We start from the raw sequence: 13,734 nt of genomic DNA on the forward strand, positions 1-13,734 counted from the left end.
GGGCGTCCCATCCGTGCAGGGGTCCCCGATCAATCCTCGCCCGGGCGCGCCTGGGGCAACGGAATGGTGGAGGCCTGCGGCAGGGTCGGGGAATAATATTTGCGGTTCGCAACCGAGCCCGTCACCTGCGGCTCACCGGCGCCCGCCGGCCCATAGGACATGGGGCCGGGCGGCCGCAGCGAATTGGGCTGATAGACGCCGCCGGGCGGCTGCACCCGCTGCACCGGATCGCCGTAAGGGGGATAGCCCGGCGGCGGGGCGCCATAAGGCTGCTGGCCATAGGCCGGGGATTGGCCATGGCCGGCGGGCTGGGATTGCCCATAGCCGGGCGGCGCGCGTTCCGGCAGCGGCGGCGCATTGCCGGGGGGCACGATGCTCATGGGCTCACCGGGAAGGCGCGCGGCCTGCGGAACCTGGGGCGCCGGCCCGCCCACGGGCTGGCCTTCGGAGCGCCCGCCGAATTGAATCGGCGGCTGCGGCGCCGAAACCATGAGCGGCGGCGGTGCCATGGGCCGGGGCGCGGGCTTGCAGATCAGGCGCGGATTGTTGCGCCGCATCAAGTCCACATGAATATGGTCGTAGTGAAACACGTTCGAGCCCGGGGCGAGGACGGTGGTGAACACCTCGCAGGCGCCCGCCTGCACCTGAAGCAGGAAGCCGCGCGCCTCCTGGGGCCCCTTCCAGCCGTTCTTGACCGTGATCTCGCGCCCGTCGGCAAAGACGAAGGCACCCACGTCGAGCGCATTGCCGAAGGCGTGCTCGGAGATCTTCGCCCCCACCTGCCCGTTCATGCCGCGGCAGGAATAAGACGACATCTGGCGGATGCCCACCACCGGCTGGCCGAGCCAGGCCACCGCCGCCGGCTGCACCACTTCGGCAAGCCAAAGATTGAGATCGCGGATCATGGGGCAGGCGAGCGTCGCCTTGGGCTCCACGGAGACCGCGCCGTCCTCGAGGCCGGAAACCCGGAACGGGTGATCCATGCCGCAGGCGCCCGCCCCGTCGATCTCCGACATGGGCTCGAGGAAGGGGGATGGCACCGCGCCCTTTTCGGCGAGGCACTTCTCCTCCGCCTCGGCGCGCCAGGGCTCCCGTCGGTCGAACAGATCGAAACGACAGCCCGACAGGAGCCCCACGCAGACGAGCGGGGCTACGAGATACCTGAATACGCCGCGCGTCATGGGGGCATGATGCGCAGCGGCCGGTTGAGATCAGGTTAAAGGGGCGGCAGACGGCGCGCTTTGCTCCAGGCCTCGGACGCAACGCCGAAACGAAGATGGCCGGGCAAGCCCGGCCATCACGATAGGATCTCGGTCGCGGCGTGCCGCGGCACGGACGCCCTCAGGCGGTCTCGACCTCGGGCTCTTCCAGGGCGCGGACGCGATCCACCACCGCCTTCTGCACCTTCTCGAACGCCCGCACCTCGATCTGGCGCACCCGCTCGCGCGAGACGCCGAACTCGGCGGCGAGTTCCTCCAGGGTCACCGGGTCCTCGGAGAGGCGGCGCGCCTCGAAGATGCGGCGCTCGCGGTCGTTGAGCACGCTCAGCGCGCCGGCGAGGGCCCCGCGCCGGTTCTCCATCTCCTCGCTCTCGGCGAACACGCTTTCCTGGTCCAGGTGGTCGTCCACCAGCCAGTCCTGCCATTCGCCGCCGCCCTCCCCTTCCTCGCGCAACGGCGCGTTGAGGGAGGCATCGCCCGAGAGGCGGCGGTTCATGTCCACCACGTCCTGCTCGGTGACGCCGAGCTTGGTGGCGATCTGCTGCACCTGGTCGGGACGCAGATCGCCCTCTTCCAGGGCGGAAATCTGGCTCTTGGCCTTGCGCAGGTTGAAGAACAGCTTCTTCTGCGCCGCCGTGGTGCCCATCTTCACGAGGCTCCACGAGCGCAGGATATATTCCTGGATCGAGGCGCGGATCCACCACATGGCATAGGTGGCGAGGCGGAAGCCCTTTTCGGGCTCGAACCGCTTCACCGCCTGCATGAGGCCGACATTGCCTTCGGAAATCACTTCGGATATGGGCAGGCCATAGCCCCGGTAGCCCATGGCGATCTTCGCCACGAGGCGCAGATGGCTGGTCACCAGCTTGTGGGCGGCATCGCGATCTCCATGCTCGCGCCAGCTTTTGGCAAGCATGTATTCCTGCTGCGGCTCCAGCATGGGGAACCGGCGGATTTCCTCGAGATAGCGTGTCAGCCCCCCCTCAGCCGAGGGAATGGGCACATGTTGTGACCGGGCCATAGGCGGCCTCCTTGATGTCGTGGCCCTCAAGCGCAAGCGACCACATGCGCGGCCGCTTTCGCCGACCGCAACCGCGAACCATATAGGCACTAACGCCCTCCGGCTAGCTTCGATCCCGTCACGAGCCCGAGAGCTTTTCCAAAAGCAGTGCCAATTCGGATGGAAGCGGGCTGTCGAAGGTCAGCGTCTCCCCGCCGACCGGATGGGCAAAGCCAAGCCGCGTGGCATGCAGCGCCTGCCGGTCGAGGGCAAGCAGCGCCGCGCGCGTGTCCGGCGACAGCCGCGCCGCCTTGGTGCGGAAGCCCTGGCCATAGACCTCGTCGCCCAGCAGCGGGTGCCCGACATGGGCCATGTGAACCCGGATCTGGTGGGTGCGCCCGGTCTCCAGCTGGCATTCCACGAGGCTCGCCACCGGCGCTCCAGCGTTATCCAGGAACGTCTCCCGCACCTCCCAATGGGTCACGGCCTCGCGTCCACCGGTACGCACCGCCATTTTCTGGCGGCTGGAGGGGTGTCGGTCGATGGGCGCGTTCACCGTTCCGCGCTGGGCGGGAACGCCCCAGACAAAGGCGAGATAGGCGCGGTCCAGCGGGCCGGTGCGGCCGTGATCGGCGAACTGGGCGGAAAGCGCCGCGTGGGCGGCGTCGTTCTTCGCCACCACCAGCAGGCCGGAGGTGTCCTTGTCCAGCCGATGCACGATGCCGGGCCGGCGCACGCCCCCGATGCCTGACAGGCTGGTGCCGCAATGATGCAGCAGGCCATTCACCAGCGTGCCGGACCAATGGCCCGGCGCAGGATGCACCACCAGCCCCGCCGGCTTGTCCACGACGATCAGATGATCGTCCTCATAGGCGATGGAGAGATCCATCGCCTCGGGCACCGGTTCGGCGGGTTCCGGGGCCGGCACGCGCAGGCGCAGGACATCGCCGGCATTGACCCGCTCGGAAACGTCTCCTACCACTCGGCCGCCGTTGGTCACGCGCCCTTCCGCCACGAGGCGCTGGATGCGGGTCCGGCTCAGCCCGTCGAGCCGGGCGGCGAGCACGCGGTCGATGCGCGCGTCCGCGTCTTCCGCAGGTACGACGACCTCATGGTCGATCTCGCCTTCGGAAGCCTCGTCCAGCACCTCGAGAACGGCGTCTTCATCCACCCAGTCAGGCTTGTTCATGGTTTTCACTTCACCCGATCCCGAACCTCAAGAGGAACTCTCACCCGCCCAGGAGCGCGTGCTGAAAAAAGTGCGGCGCTTTTCCCTGGTGTCCGGCCTCATCATGATGCTCGGGGTCGCATCCGTCTTCGGCGTCATCGGCTATCGCATGTTGCGCGCCAAGGGCCAGAAGGCCAGCGATATCACCGCCGCCCTGCCGAAAGGCGCGCGCATCGTCTCCACGGCGGTGGCGGACAAGCTTCTGGTGGTGACGCTGGACGTGGGCGGCGCGGTCGAGGTGCGCACCTTCGACCTCGACACCCTGGCCCCGGCGGGCCGGCTGCGCTTCGCGGTCGAACCCTAGCCGGAGGGTTCGCCGGCATACCTTACTGGAGCGGCGCCTCGCCGTCTCCAGGCATGCGGGCCAGCATCATCTGGGTGATGGCGACTAGCATCTCCGCCCGCGCCTTCAGGTCCTGCGCTTCCAGCAGCGCCTGTTTCTCAAGCGCGCCATAAGGCGACATCACCGAAAGCGCGTTCACCAGCGTCTCCGTGCCGGCCTGCTGGATGCCGTCCCAATCGGCTTCCAGTTGGTTTGCCTCCAGGAATGCGGCGAGCGCCGCGAGCAGCGCGGTGCGGTCCACCTCGTCCTCGCCCGCGCTTTCCTGGAAATCATGCGCATAGGAGGTCGCGTCGATGGTGATCTGCCGGTACGGCGTTGCGACGTCGAGGTCCGCGCCCACCTTGAACCGGCACACGCCCGACAGGGTGATGAGATAGCGCCCGTCCCCGGTCTCGCTGAACTGGGTGATGCGGCCGATGCAGCCCACCTGGAACAGCACCGGTCCATGCGGCCCTTCCGGCTTGCTCTCGTCGGGCTGGACCATGGCGATCAGCCGCTCGCCCGCGAGCGCATCGTCGATCATTTCCAGATAGCGCGGCTCGAAAATGTTGAGCGGCAGCTCGGCACGCGGCAGCAGCAGCGCGCCCGCGAGCGGGAACACCGGCAAGGTCGCCGGCAGATCCGTCGGCGAATGATAGGAGCGATGCTTGGCCACGCGCGTCCCTTAAGCGAACAGAATCGCGGAAAGCTTCCTGCGGCCGGAAACCGTCAGCGGATCCGTCGGTCCCCAGGCCTCGAAGAACTGCACCAATTGCTTGCGCGCGCCGTCCTCGTTCCAGGCGCGGTCGCGCTTGACGATTTCCAGCAGATGCGCGAGCGCCTGATCGCGCATGCCCTTGGCGTTGAGCGCGATGGCAAGGTCGAACCGCGCCTGATGGTCGGCGGGGTCGGCATTGACCCTGGCTTCCAGCGGGGCGGCATCGCCGAGGGACGCCGCCTGCTCCGCCAGATCGAGCGCGGCCCGTGCGGCGGTGATGGCGCTGTCGCCCTGCTGGGCGGCAGGAACGCTCGCAAGCGTCGCCTTCGCCTCTTCCAGGGCGCCGGCCAGCACCTGTGCGCGCACGAAGCCGCCGAGCGCCTTCAAATTCTCGGGCTCTTCGGAAAGCACATGGGCGAACACCTCCGCCGCGCCCGCGGCATCACCCTCGGCCAGCGCCGCTTCGCCGGCGGCGAGCAGCTCGGCGGCATCGGGGTTCACCGCGCCGCCCAGGAGGCGCTCGATGAAGGATTTCACCTGGCCTTCTGGGAGCGCGCCCATGAAGCCGTCCACCGGCTGGCCGTTGACGAAGGCATAGACGGTGGGAATGGACTTGATGCCGAGCTTCCCGGCGACCGCCGGGTGGTCGTCGATATTCATCTTGACCAGCTTGACCTTGCCCTTGGCGGCCTTCACCGATTTCTCGATGATCGGGCCGAGGGTCTTGCAGGGTCCGCACCACGGCGCCCAGAAATCCACCAGCACCGGGCGGCGCTTCGATTCCTCGATCACGTCCGCCATGAAGGTCTGGGTGGTGGTCTCGGTCACCAGGTCGTCGCCGGCGCCCAAGGCGCCAGTGGCCGCATCATTGGCTGCGCCTGCTTGATTGAACAGCATGTGCCTGTCCTCGAAAACTCTTCTGGGTCTCGCTCGGCCCTTAGATGGGCGTTCCGGCGCGCGACGCAATCGCATCCGCTGAGCTTCTAGCCGCAAATCCCGCACACCGCCATGCTCGCGACCGCCAAAACGCCCGGCGCCCCTCCCCAGGGGCAGGAGCACACCTCCAGGCTGTGGATCATCGCGGCCGCAAGTCCCGGCGGGAGGCAACGCGCCTTGCCCTCGGCCCGCGCGGCGGGCACGCTGTTTGACCAAGACCACCGGGATTGGCACAACCGCCCTGATGAAATTCACCCGCCTGCGGCTCGTCGGCTTCAAGACCTTCGTCGAGCCCTCCGACATGCTGATCGAGCCCGGCCTCACCGGGGTGGTGGGACCGAACGGCTGCGGCAAGTCCAATCTGGTCGAGGCGATGCGCTGGGTGATGGGCGAAAGCTCGCACAAGGCGTTTCGCGCCAATGACATGGACGATGTCATCTTCTCCGGCACCACGGGCCGGCCGGCGCGCAACACCGCCGAAGTGGTGCTGCATCTCGACAATAGCGACCGCACCGCGCCCGCCGGCTTCAACGATGCCGACCATCTGGAAGTGGTGCGCAAGATCGACCGCGGCCAGGGCTCGCACTACCGAATCAACGGCCGCGACGTGCGCGCCCGCGACGTGCACCTGCTGTTCGCGGATGCCTCCACCGGCGCGCGCTCGCCGGCTCTGGTGCGCCAGGGGCAGATCGGCGAGATCGTCGGCGCCAAGCCCGCCGCCCGGCGCCGCATCCTCGAAGAGGCCGCCGGGGTCGCCGGCCTCCATGCCCGCCGCCATGAAGCCGAGGTGCGCCTCAAGGCCGCCGAGCAGAATTTGCTGCGCCTGGACGATGTCATCACCCAGATGTCGGCCCAGGTGGAGAGCCTGCGCCGGCAATCCAAGCAGGCGGTGCGCTATCGCGCCGTGGCCGAGGAGATCCGCCGCAACGAGGCGACCTTGTTCTGGCTGCGCTGGAGCGAACTGGTGCGCACCCTGGCGGAGGGCGAGCGCGCGCAGGAAGCCGCGGTGCGCGAAAGCGCCGAGCGCACCCGCGCCCAGGCAGAAGCCGCCCGCCTCCAGGCCATCGCCGCCCATGAATTGCCCCCCCTGCGCCAGGCCGACGTGGAGGCCGCCGCCGCGCTCCAGCGCCTGACGCTCGCGCTCGGCGAACTGGACAAGGAGGAAAGCCGCATCGCCGCTCGTCGGCAGGATCTGGAGCGCCGCCTTGCCCAATTGACGCAGGACATGGTGCGTGAGGACGCGCTGTCCGCCGATGCCTCCGGCGTGCTCGCCCGCCTCGCGGAGGAAGCCGCCGAGCTCGCGGACGCCCAGGCCGACGCCGCGATGCAGGAGAGCGAGGCCGCCGAGGCCCTGGCGGAGGCCGAGGCTCGCCTTGCCGAGGCGGAAGAGATGCTGGAGGCGCAGACCGCCAGCTTCGCGGACCTCGGCGCGCGCCGCTCCGCCCTGGACGGCGCCTTGCGCGATATCCGCGCGCGCCTCCTGCGCAATGCCGCCGAGCGCGCCTCGGTGGATGCGGAGGAGCAGCGTCTATTGAAGGAGTCCGGCGCCGACATGCTGGACGCCCGCCGCGAAGAGGCACTGATCGCCCGCGAGCGCCTGGAGGCGGCGGAGGAAAGCACGCTCGAAGCCGAGGCCGAGCAAGCGGACGCACGGCGCGCCCTGGAGGCGCTGCGCCCGGGCGCCGCCGATGCGGAGCGCGCGTTTGGCCGGCTCGATGCCGAGGCGCGCACGCTGGAAAAGCTGCTGCAAGCCTCCGACGCGCGTTTTCCTCCGGTCGCCGACCTCCTCCAGGTGGACAAGGGCTATGAAATCGCCCTCGGCGCGGCGCTCGGCGACGATCTCGACCTGCCGGTGGCCGCCGAGGCTCCGGCGCGTTGGGCGGGCACCGATTTCGATGCGCTCGACCCGGCCCTGCCGGGCGAGGCCGAAGCTCTGGCGGCCCATGTGCGCGGCGCCCCGGCCCTCGCCCGCCGGCTCGCCCAGGTGGGAATCGTGGCGCGCACGGAGGGACCGGGGCTTCAGAAGCGGCTGAAGCCGGGCCAGCGGCTGGTCTCCCGCGAAGGAGATTTGTGGCGCTGGGACGGCGTTCTCGCCGCCGCCGACGCCCCGACCGCCGCCGCCCGCCGCCTCGCCGAGCGCAACCGCCTCGCCGATCTGCGCGCCGAGGTGGAGGAGGCGCGCGCCGCCCTCCATGAGGCCCGCGCGGCGCTCGCGGCCCAGGAAGCCCGCCTCAAGGCCGCCGCCGCTCAGGAAGCCCAGGCCCGCGAGGCGCGCCGCACGGCCCAGCGCGCCGCCGATCTCGCGCGCGAGGCGGAAGCTGCCGCCGAGCGCAAGGCCGCCCAGCACATGGCGCGCCTCTCCGCGCTCGGCGAAGCCCGCACCCGAATCGCCGCCGCCCGCGCGGAAGCCGAAGAGGCCCAGCGCCGGGCCGAATCGGACCTTGCGGCGCTCGATTCGCCCGCTCTGGTGGAAGCCGCCCTCGCCCAGGCCCGCGCCCAGGCCGCCCAGGGCCGCGCCGCGCTCGCCGAGACCCGCGCCGCCCACGCCGCCTTGCTGCGCGAGCGCTCCGCCCGTGTGCGCCGGCTGGAAGCGATCGCCGCCGAGGAACGCTCCTGGAACCAGCGCGCCGGCGGCGCCGGAGAGCGAATCGCCGCCCTGGAAGCCCGGCGCGCGGAGGCGCAGGCGGCCCTGGAGGATACCGAGGAAGCGCCAGCGGAGATCGGCCGCCAGCGCCGCATTCTCATGAGCGAGCTGGAAAAAGCCGAGGCCGCCCGCCGCGCCGCCGCCGATCGCCTGGTGGAGGGCGAGGCCGCCCTTTCGGCCGCCGACCGCGCCGCCCGCGACACGCTGGAGGCCATGTCCGCCGCGCGCGAGGAGAATGCCCGCGCCGAAGCGCGGCTCGATGCCCTGCGCCAGCGCCGCGACGACCTCATGCGGGAGATTGCCGACGCGCTCGAAGGCCCGCCGGAGACCGCGCGCGTGCAATCCGGCCTCGAGCCCGGCGCGCCCCTGCCGGAACTCGGCGCCATCGAGGCCGCGCTGGAGCGGGCGCGCCGCGATCGCGAGCGGCTCGGCGCGGTGAACCTGCGGGCGGAGCTGGAGCTTCAGGAGGCCGAAGGGCAGCACGGCACTCTGGCGGGCGAACGCGACGATCTGATCGAGGCCATCAAGCGCCTGCGCGCCGGCATCCAGAGCCTGAACCGCGAGGCGCGCGAACGCCTCCAGGCCTCCTTCACGGTGGTGGACGGCCATTTCCGCAAGCTGTTCGACACGCTGTTCGGCGGCGGCGAGGCACAATTGGTGCTGACCGACGCGGAAGACCCGCTGGAAGCCGGGCTCGACATCATCGCCAAGCCGCCCGGCAAGAAGCCGCAGACGCTCTCGCTGCTCTCGGGCGGCGAGCAGGCGCTGACGGCCATGGCGCTGATCTTCGCCGTGTTCCTGACGAATCCGGCGCCCATCTGCGTGCTCGACGAGGTGGATGCGCCGCTGGACGATGCCAATGTGGAGCGGTTCTGCGCCTTGATGGACGAAATGACGCGCCTCACCGACACGCGTTTTCTCGTCATCACCCATAATCCCATTTCCATGGCGCATATGGATCGATTGTTCGGGGTCACAATGGCGGAGCGGGGGGTTTCCCGGCTCGTTTCGGTGGATCTTCAGGCGGCCGAGAGGTTACGCGAGGTGAGTTGAACGCGTCGGCCACGATGTCGCACAACGGATTTTCTAAATATATTTCAATCACTTATATATAGTCACCTGCGCCTTGACACCCTATTTTGGCGCAACTATGGTGCGGCGCGGTTTCGGTGCTGAGATCGTCGGATCCTTCATCCTTCGAAGCCGGAGTTTTCAGCATGCCGGAGGGTTCGGGCTCCGATCATCGGACACCTGGCGGACGACCTGGAAAGCAGGCGAACGAAGAGGCGGATTCTGCCCTCTCCGAGCGCCTTCAGCGGCTCAATGCCGCGCTTGACAAGGCTCGGCCGAAAGACCAATCGCTGCCGGCGGGTTCACGGAACGATACGTCCACATCCTCTGGAATGGCCATGGCCTTCCGTTTGGGATCGGAGTTCGTTGCCGGGGTTCTGGTGGGGGCACTCATTGGCTGGGGCATCGACAACGTCTTCGACGTGGCGCCCTGGGGAATGCTTGTTTTCACTTTGGTTGGTTTCGGCGCCGGCGTGACGAACATGCTGCGGGCGGCGGGCGAGACCGGCAAAAAAAGCGGCCCGAAGGCGTGAGCCTGGGGGGTCGCATCGTTTTTCGCGGCGCAAGCCGTTGGTTTGGCACGGCTCTCGCGAGCCGCATGAAACAGAGGCGAGTCGGATGAACATTGATCCGATCCACCAGTTTGAAGTGCAACGTTACGCAGAGCTGCTGAGGGTCAGCGGCGTCTCGTTCTCCTTCACCAACGCCTCCGCCTTCATGATCGGCATCGTCGGGGCGATCTTCCTGTTCCTCACCTTCGCCACGCGCGGCCGCACCCTGGTGCCGGGCCGCATGCAGTCGGTGGCGGAGATGAGCTATGAATTCATCGCCAAGATGGTGCGCGATTCCGCCGGCAACGAAGGCATGGTGTTCTTCCCGCTGGTGTTCTCGCTGTTCATGTTCGTGTTCGTCGCCAACGTGATCGGCCTCGTGCCCTACACCTTCACCATCACCGCCCATATCATCGTGACGGCCGCCCTTGCGCTGCTGGTGATCGGCACGGTGGTGATCTACGGCTTCTGGCGCCACGGCACCCACTTCCTCCACCTGTTCGTTCCCTCGGGCGTGCCGAGCTTCCTGCTCCCGTTCGTCGTGCTGATCGAGGTGGTGTCCTTCCTTTCCCGTCCCATCAGCCTGTCGCTGCGTCTGTTCGCCAACATGCTGGCCGGCCATATCGCGCTGAAGGTGTTCGCCTTCTTCGTCGTCGGCCTGTCCTCGGCGGGCATTGCAGGCATGTTCGGCGCGACGCTGCCCTTCTTCATGATCGTGGCGCTCACCGCGCTCGAGCTTCTGGTCGCGGTGCTGCAAGCCTATGTGTTTGCGGTCCTCACCTCGATCTATCTCAACGATGCGGTCCACCCGGGTCACTGACCCCGGAGCGCCATCGCAACCCGAATACCACCCAAGCGTGTTTTTCAAGGAGCAGAACAATGGAAGCGGATGCTGCAAAGTTCCTGGGCGCCGGTATCGCCTGCCTGGGCATGGGCCTGGCCGGCATTGGCGTCGGTAACATCTTCGGAAACTTCCTCTCCGGCGCCCTGCGCAACCCGTCGGCCGCCGACGGCCAGTTCGCCCGCGCCTTCATCGGCGCCGCCCTCGCGGAAGGTCTCGGCATCTTCTCGCTGGTCGTCGCGCTGGTTCTGCTCTTCGTCGCCTGATCCGCGAACGAGAGAAATGCGGCTTCGGGCCTTCGCCCGGAGCCTGATGGACAAGAAACGGGCGGGCGAGCCATGACCAAGACATGGAAGCTGACTGTTGCAGCCGCACTGATGGGACTGGCCCTCGCGGCGGCTCCGGCGGTGGCATCGGACAGCGCGAAACCTTCGTCCGGCCCGGCCGGGAACGTCGTGGCGCAGCAGGATCATGGCGCGTCCACCGGCGCCCATGTGGCGGAAGTCGTCGGCGAGGCGGCCGGCAGCGGCGAGCACAAGGGCGGGTTCCCGCCGTTCAATCCCGCGACCTTCGGCTCGCAGCTGGCGTGGCTGGCGGTGAGCTTCGGCGTCCTGTATCTCCTGATGAGCCGGGTCACCTTGCCCCGGATCGGCCGGATTCTCGAGGAACGTCATGACCGGATCGCCCGCGATCTGGCTGAGGCGTCCCAGCGCCGCGCCGAGAGCGAAGCCGCGCAGATCGCCTATGAAAAGGCGCTGACGGAAGCGCGCGGCAAGGCCAATGCCATTGCCGGCGAGGCCCGCAACCGCCTCAACGCCGAGACCGAGACCAACCGCAAGAGCCTGGAAGCGGCCCTGACGGTGAAGCTCGAGGAAGCCGAGGCGCGCATCTCCGCCACCAAGACCAATGCCCTGTCCCATGTGCGCGGCATCGCGGTGGACACGGCACAGACCATCGTGAACACCCTGGTCGGCACCACGCCCGCCCAGCAGGACACCGAAAACGCGGTGGATCAGGTTCTCAGCCGCAAGGCCGCCTGAGCCAAGCAACCCATAAGAGCCTCCGGGGTGCGCCAGGCGCCTCAGGGGATTGAAATCGAGACGACGGGCGATCGAGGACTGCCATGAACGAGATGCAACTCGCGGAGCTTTGGGTCGCCATTGCCTTCGTCGTTTTCGTGGCGATCCTGCTGTATGCCGGTGTCCATCGCAGCATCGCGGGCGCGCTCGACAGCCGCGGCACCCGCATCGCCGCCGAACTGGACGAGGCGCGGCGCTTGAAGGAAGAAGCCCAGAAGCTGGTGGCCGAATATAAGCGCAAGCAGCGCGAGGCCGAGGCGGAAGCCGAATCCATCGTCACCGCTGCCAAGGCCGAAGCCGAGCGCCTCGCCGCCGAGACCAAGGCCAAGCTGGAAGATTTCATCGCCCGCCGCACCCGCATGGCGGAAGAAAAGATCGCCCAGGCGGAAAGCCAGGCCGTCGCCGACGTCAAGGCCTTCGCCGCCGACGCCGCCGTGAAGGCCGCCGAGCACCTGCTGACCGGCAGCGTCACCGGAAACCTCGCCGACCGGCTCATCGGCAGCGCGATTTCCGATGTGAAGGCCAAGCTCAACTGATCGGGCGGCAAGCGTAACGGGTCTTGCGGACCCGGCCTCGGATCTCCGGAGGCCTCGGATCTTCGGAGGCATCGTCAAGCCAAGCCCCCAGGTTCGCCTGCCGGGCGGGACCTTGATCTCATGAAACGGCCGCCTCCATGGGCGGCCTTTTTATTGGCACCGGCCGGTTTCACACGATGCGCGCGCGCAGCATCGGCATCCCGGTCTTGAAACAGCCGCCCTCCTGCGCCAAAGCTGGGACATGAAACGCTCGCACCCGCACGTCGCGCATGCGCTCCGCCCCGGCCCTGCCGTCTGGGCGGCGTGGGTTCTTGCCCCGCTGGCCATCGCGGTCGTGAGCCTTGCGCTCCTCGCCGGTGCCGGCAGCGCTGCCGCGCAGGATCTGCGCCCACCCGCGGCGGTGCCGGGCGCCGGCGCCGCCCAGCCGTTCAACCTCTTCGGCGGATGGTTCGCCCCGCCGCGCCAGACCGTCCCGGCCCAGCCGCCCGCCCCGAAGCGCGTCGCCCCGCCGCCGGAGCCGGAAGGCGTGGTCCACGCCTCCCTCGCCGATGCGGTGGACGGCAAGAAGCAGCCGCCGACAAAATTCGTACTGGTCCTCGGCGACCGGGCCGCCGCCCAGCTCGCGCAAGGCCTGGCGGATGCCTATGTCACCGATCGCAGCAGCCCCGCCGTGATCGGCGTGACCGACGATGAGAGCGGCTTTCTTCCCCCCACCGCGCCCAGCGGCACCGATTGGCTGACCCGCGGGCCGGAAGCCATCGGCGCCGCACGCCCGAACGGCGTGGTCCTGGCCCTCGGGTCCAACGATCTCCAACCCATCGCCGATGGCGACACCAAGGTGGAGCCGCTGACGGATCGCTGGCAGGAACTCTATGCCAAGCGGGTCGCCGATGTGCTCGCCGCCCTGCGCGCGCGCACCGGGAACATCATCCTGGTCGGCCTCGCCCCCGTGCAGAATCCCTCGGTTTTTGCCGATTACGAAAAGCTGAACGACGTGCTGCGCGCACAGGCCGTGCGCGCCGGCGTGGTGTTCGCCCCGGTCTGGGACGGCTTCGTCGACGAGGACGGGAAATATGCCGCCTCCGGCGCGGCGGTGGATGGGCAGCGGCGGCGGCTGCGATTCAATGACGGGGTCAGGTTCACCCGTGCCGGCGCCCGAAAGCTCGCCTTCTTCACCCAGAAGGATCTGACCCGCTTCCTCACCGAGGCGCCCCGAATCGAGGATCCCGAGGGCGCAGCCAAGGACGGTTCGTCGGGCCCGCGCTCGCTCAGCGATATCGCACGCGGTGCCAGCACGCTTGCGGGCGGGCCGGCGGGCCCGAATGCCGGGACCATCCCGGTGAAGCTCCAGCCGAACGAAGCGGCGCGCGCCCTGCTGGAAGGCACGCCCCTGCCCGCGGTCCCCGGCCGCGCGGACGATTATTCCTGGCCGCCCGGCGCGGCAACGACGACGTCGGCCCCGGTCGCCGCATCTCCCATGGACGAGCGCAATCCCGCCCAGGCTCCGCCGCCCTGACAAGGGCCTCGCCACCATGCAAAACGGCGCGCCTTGCGGCACGCCGTCTGAAGGCCCGGCTCTCGCCGGGGC

13 protein-coding genes are annotated in these 13,734 nt (G+C 68.8%); 8 read left to right on the top strand and 5 right to left on the bottom strand.

Features of this window, described 5'->3' with window-relative positions:
* Positions 1 to 29 precede the first annotated feature (29 nt).
* The 3 genes from V5F84_RS19700 to V5F84_RS19710 form a co-directional block, all read right to left on the bottom strand.
* The gene (locus V5F84_RS19700) at positions 30 to 1,181 is read right to left on the bottom strand and encodes an extensin-like domain-containing protein (protein ID WP_394042035.1); all 1,152 of its coding nucleotides are present in this window, start codon (positions 1,179 to 1,181) and stop codon (positions 30 to 32) included.
* A gap of 160 nt (positions 1,182 to 1,341) precedes the next feature.
* A complete protein-coding gene (rpoH, locus tag V5F84_RS19705) occupies positions 1,342 to 2,241 on the bottom strand; it encodes an RNA polymerase sigma factor RpoH (RefSeq protein ID WP_394042033.1) in 900 nt (299 codons plus the stop codon).
* 118 nt (positions 2,242 to 2,359) lie between these two features.
* The gene (locus tag V5F84_RS19710) at positions 2,360 to 3,409 is read right to left on the bottom strand and encodes an RluA family pseudouridine synthase (protein WP_394042032.1); all 1,050 of its coding nucleotides are present in this window, start codon (positions 3,407 to 3,409) and stop codon (positions 2,360 to 2,362) included.
* Here V5F84_RS19710 and V5F84_RS19715 point away from each other — a divergent pair.
* Positions 3,408 to 3,752 (top strand): hypothetical protein, encoded by a 345-nt coding sequence (locus V5F84_RS19715; protein WP_394042031.1) that lies wholly within the window; start codon positions 3,408 to 3,410, stop codon positions 3,750 to 3,752. The two genes, V5F84_RS19710 and V5F84_RS19715, sit on opposite strands and share 2 nt — an antisense overlap.
* Before the next feature lie 22 nt (positions 3,753 to 3,774).
* Here V5F84_RS19715 and V5F84_RS19720 read toward each other — a convergent pair whose 3' ends face one another.
* Together V5F84_RS19720 and trxA are read right to left on the bottom strand one after the other, a co-directional pair.
* On the bottom strand, positions 3,775 to 4,446 hold the full coding sequence (locus V5F84_RS19720; RefSeq protein ID WP_394042029.1) for an LON peptidase substrate-binding domain-containing protein: 672 nt from the start codon (positions 4,444 to 4,446) through the stop codon (positions 3,775 to 3,777).
* 9 nt (positions 4,447 to 4,455) lie between these two features.
* The gene (gene trxA / locus V5F84_RS19725; RefSeq protein WP_394042027.1) at positions 4,456 to 5,385 is read right to left on the bottom strand and encodes a thioredoxin; all 930 of its coding nucleotides are present in this window, start codon (positions 5,383 to 5,385) and stop codon (positions 4,456 to 4,458) included.
* Positions 5,386 to 5,668: 283 nt separating this feature from the next.
* On the opposite strand from trxA, the gene smc reads away from it, so the two are divergent.
* From smc to V5F84_RS19760, 7 genes are all read left to right on the top strand, one after another.
* Complete coding sequence (gene smc / locus V5F84_RS19730) at positions 5,669 to 9,121, top strand: chromosome segregation protein SMC (RefSeq protein WP_394042119.1); 3,453 nt, start codon at positions 5,669 to 5,671, stop codon at positions 9,119 to 9,121.
* A 164-nt stretch (positions 9,122 to 9,285) separates the two neighbouring features.
* Positions 9,286 to 9,672: an AtpZ/AtpI family protein gene (locus V5F84_RS19735; protein ID WP_394042026.1), complete on the top strand. Its 387-nt coding sequence runs from the start codon at positions 9,286 to 9,288 to the stop codon at positions 9,670 to 9,672.
* An 85-nt stretch (positions 9,673 to 9,757) separates the two neighbouring features.
* A complete protein-coding gene (locus V5F84_RS19740) occupies positions 9,758 to 10,510 on the top strand; it encodes a F0F1 ATP synthase subunit A (protein WP_394042025.1) in 753 nt (250 codons plus the stop codon).
* A gap of 59 nt (positions 10,511 to 10,569) precedes the next feature.
* Positions 10,570 to 10,797, top strand: coding sequence for a F0F1 ATP synthase subunit C (locus V5F84_RS19745; protein ID WP_348844428.1), 228 nt, complete (start codon positions 10,570 to 10,572; stop codon positions 10,795 to 10,797).
* Positions 10,798 to 10,869: 72 nt separating this feature from the next.
* Positions 10,870 to 11,571 carry a F0F1 ATP synthase subunit B gene (locus tag V5F84_RS19750; protein WP_394042024.1) on the top strand — a complete coding sequence of 234 codons (702 nt, stop codon included), beginning with the start codon at positions 10,870 to 10,872 and terminating at the stop codon, positions 11,569 to 11,571.
* An 83-nt stretch (positions 11,572 to 11,654) separates the two neighbouring features.
* Entirely contained in the window at positions 11,655 to 12,146 is a 492-nt protein-coding gene (locus tag V5F84_RS19755) for a F0F1 ATP synthase subunit B family protein (RefSeq protein WP_394042023.1), read from the top strand.
* A 241-nt stretch (positions 12,147 to 12,387) separates the two neighbouring features.
* Entirely contained in the window at positions 12,388 to 13,662 is a 1,275-nt protein-coding gene (locus V5F84_RS19760; RefSeq protein ID WP_394042022.1) for an SGNH/GDSL hydrolase family protein, read from the top strand.
* Positions 13,663 to 13,734 lie beyond the last annotated feature (72 nt).

This window comes from Roseixanthobacter liquoris, from assembly GCF_043195135.2.
GTDB lineage: Bacteria > Pseudomonadota > Alphaproteobacteria > Rhizobiales > Xanthobacteraceae > NCEH01.

What these genes read in the sequence shown, in the direction of transcription:
- V5F84_RS19760 (WP_394042022.1), top strand. Translation starts at nt 12,388, where the DNA reads ATGAAACGCTCGCACCCGCACGTCGCGCATGCGCTCCGCCCCGGCCCT.
- V5F84_RS19700 (WP_394042035.1), bottom strand. Translation starts at nt 1,181, where the DNA reads ATGACGCGCGGCGTATTCAGGTATCTCGTAGCCCCGCTCGTCTGCGTG.
- V5F84_RS19750 (WP_394042024.1), top strand. Translation starts at nt 10,870, where the DNA reads ATGACCAAGACATGGAAGCTGACTGTTGCAGCCGCACTGATGGGACTG.
- V5F84_RS19745 (WP_348844428.1), top strand. Translation starts at nt 10,570, where the DNA reads ATGGAAGCGGATGCTGCAAAGTTCCTGGGCGCCGGTATCGCCTGCCTG.
- smc (WP_394042119.1), top strand. Translation starts at nt 5,669, where the DNA reads ATGAAATTCACCCGCCTGCGGCTCGTCGGCTTCAAGACCTTCGTCGAG.
- V5F84_RS19755 (WP_394042023.1), top strand. Translation starts at nt 11,655, where the DNA reads ATGAACGAGATGCAACTCGCGGAGCTTTGGGTCGCCATTGCCTTCGTC.
- V5F84_RS19710 (WP_394042032.1), bottom strand. Translation starts at nt 3,409, where the DNA reads ATGAACAAGCCTGACTGGGTGGATGAAGACGCCGTTCTCGAGGTGCTG.
- V5F84_RS19740 (WP_394042025.1), top strand. Translation starts at nt 9,758, where the DNA reads ATGAACATTGATCCGATCCACCAGTTTGAAGTGCAACGTTACGCAGAG.
- V5F84_RS19735 (WP_394042026.1), top strand. Translation starts at nt 9,286, where the DNA reads ATGCCGGAGGGTTCGGGCTCCGATCATCGGACACCTGGCGGACGACCT.
- trxA (WP_394042027.1), bottom strand. Translation starts at nt 5,385, where the DNA reads ATGCTGTTCAATCAAGCAGGCGCAGCCAATGATGCGGCCACTGGCGCC.
- V5F84_RS19715 (WP_394042031.1), top strand. Translation starts at nt 3,408, where the DNA reads ATGGTTTTCACTTCACCCGATCCCGAACCTCAAGAGGAACTCTCACCC.
- rpoH (WP_394042033.1), bottom strand. Translation starts at nt 2,241, where the DNA reads ATGGCCCGGTCACAACATGTGCCCATTCCCTCGGCTGAGGGGGGGCTG.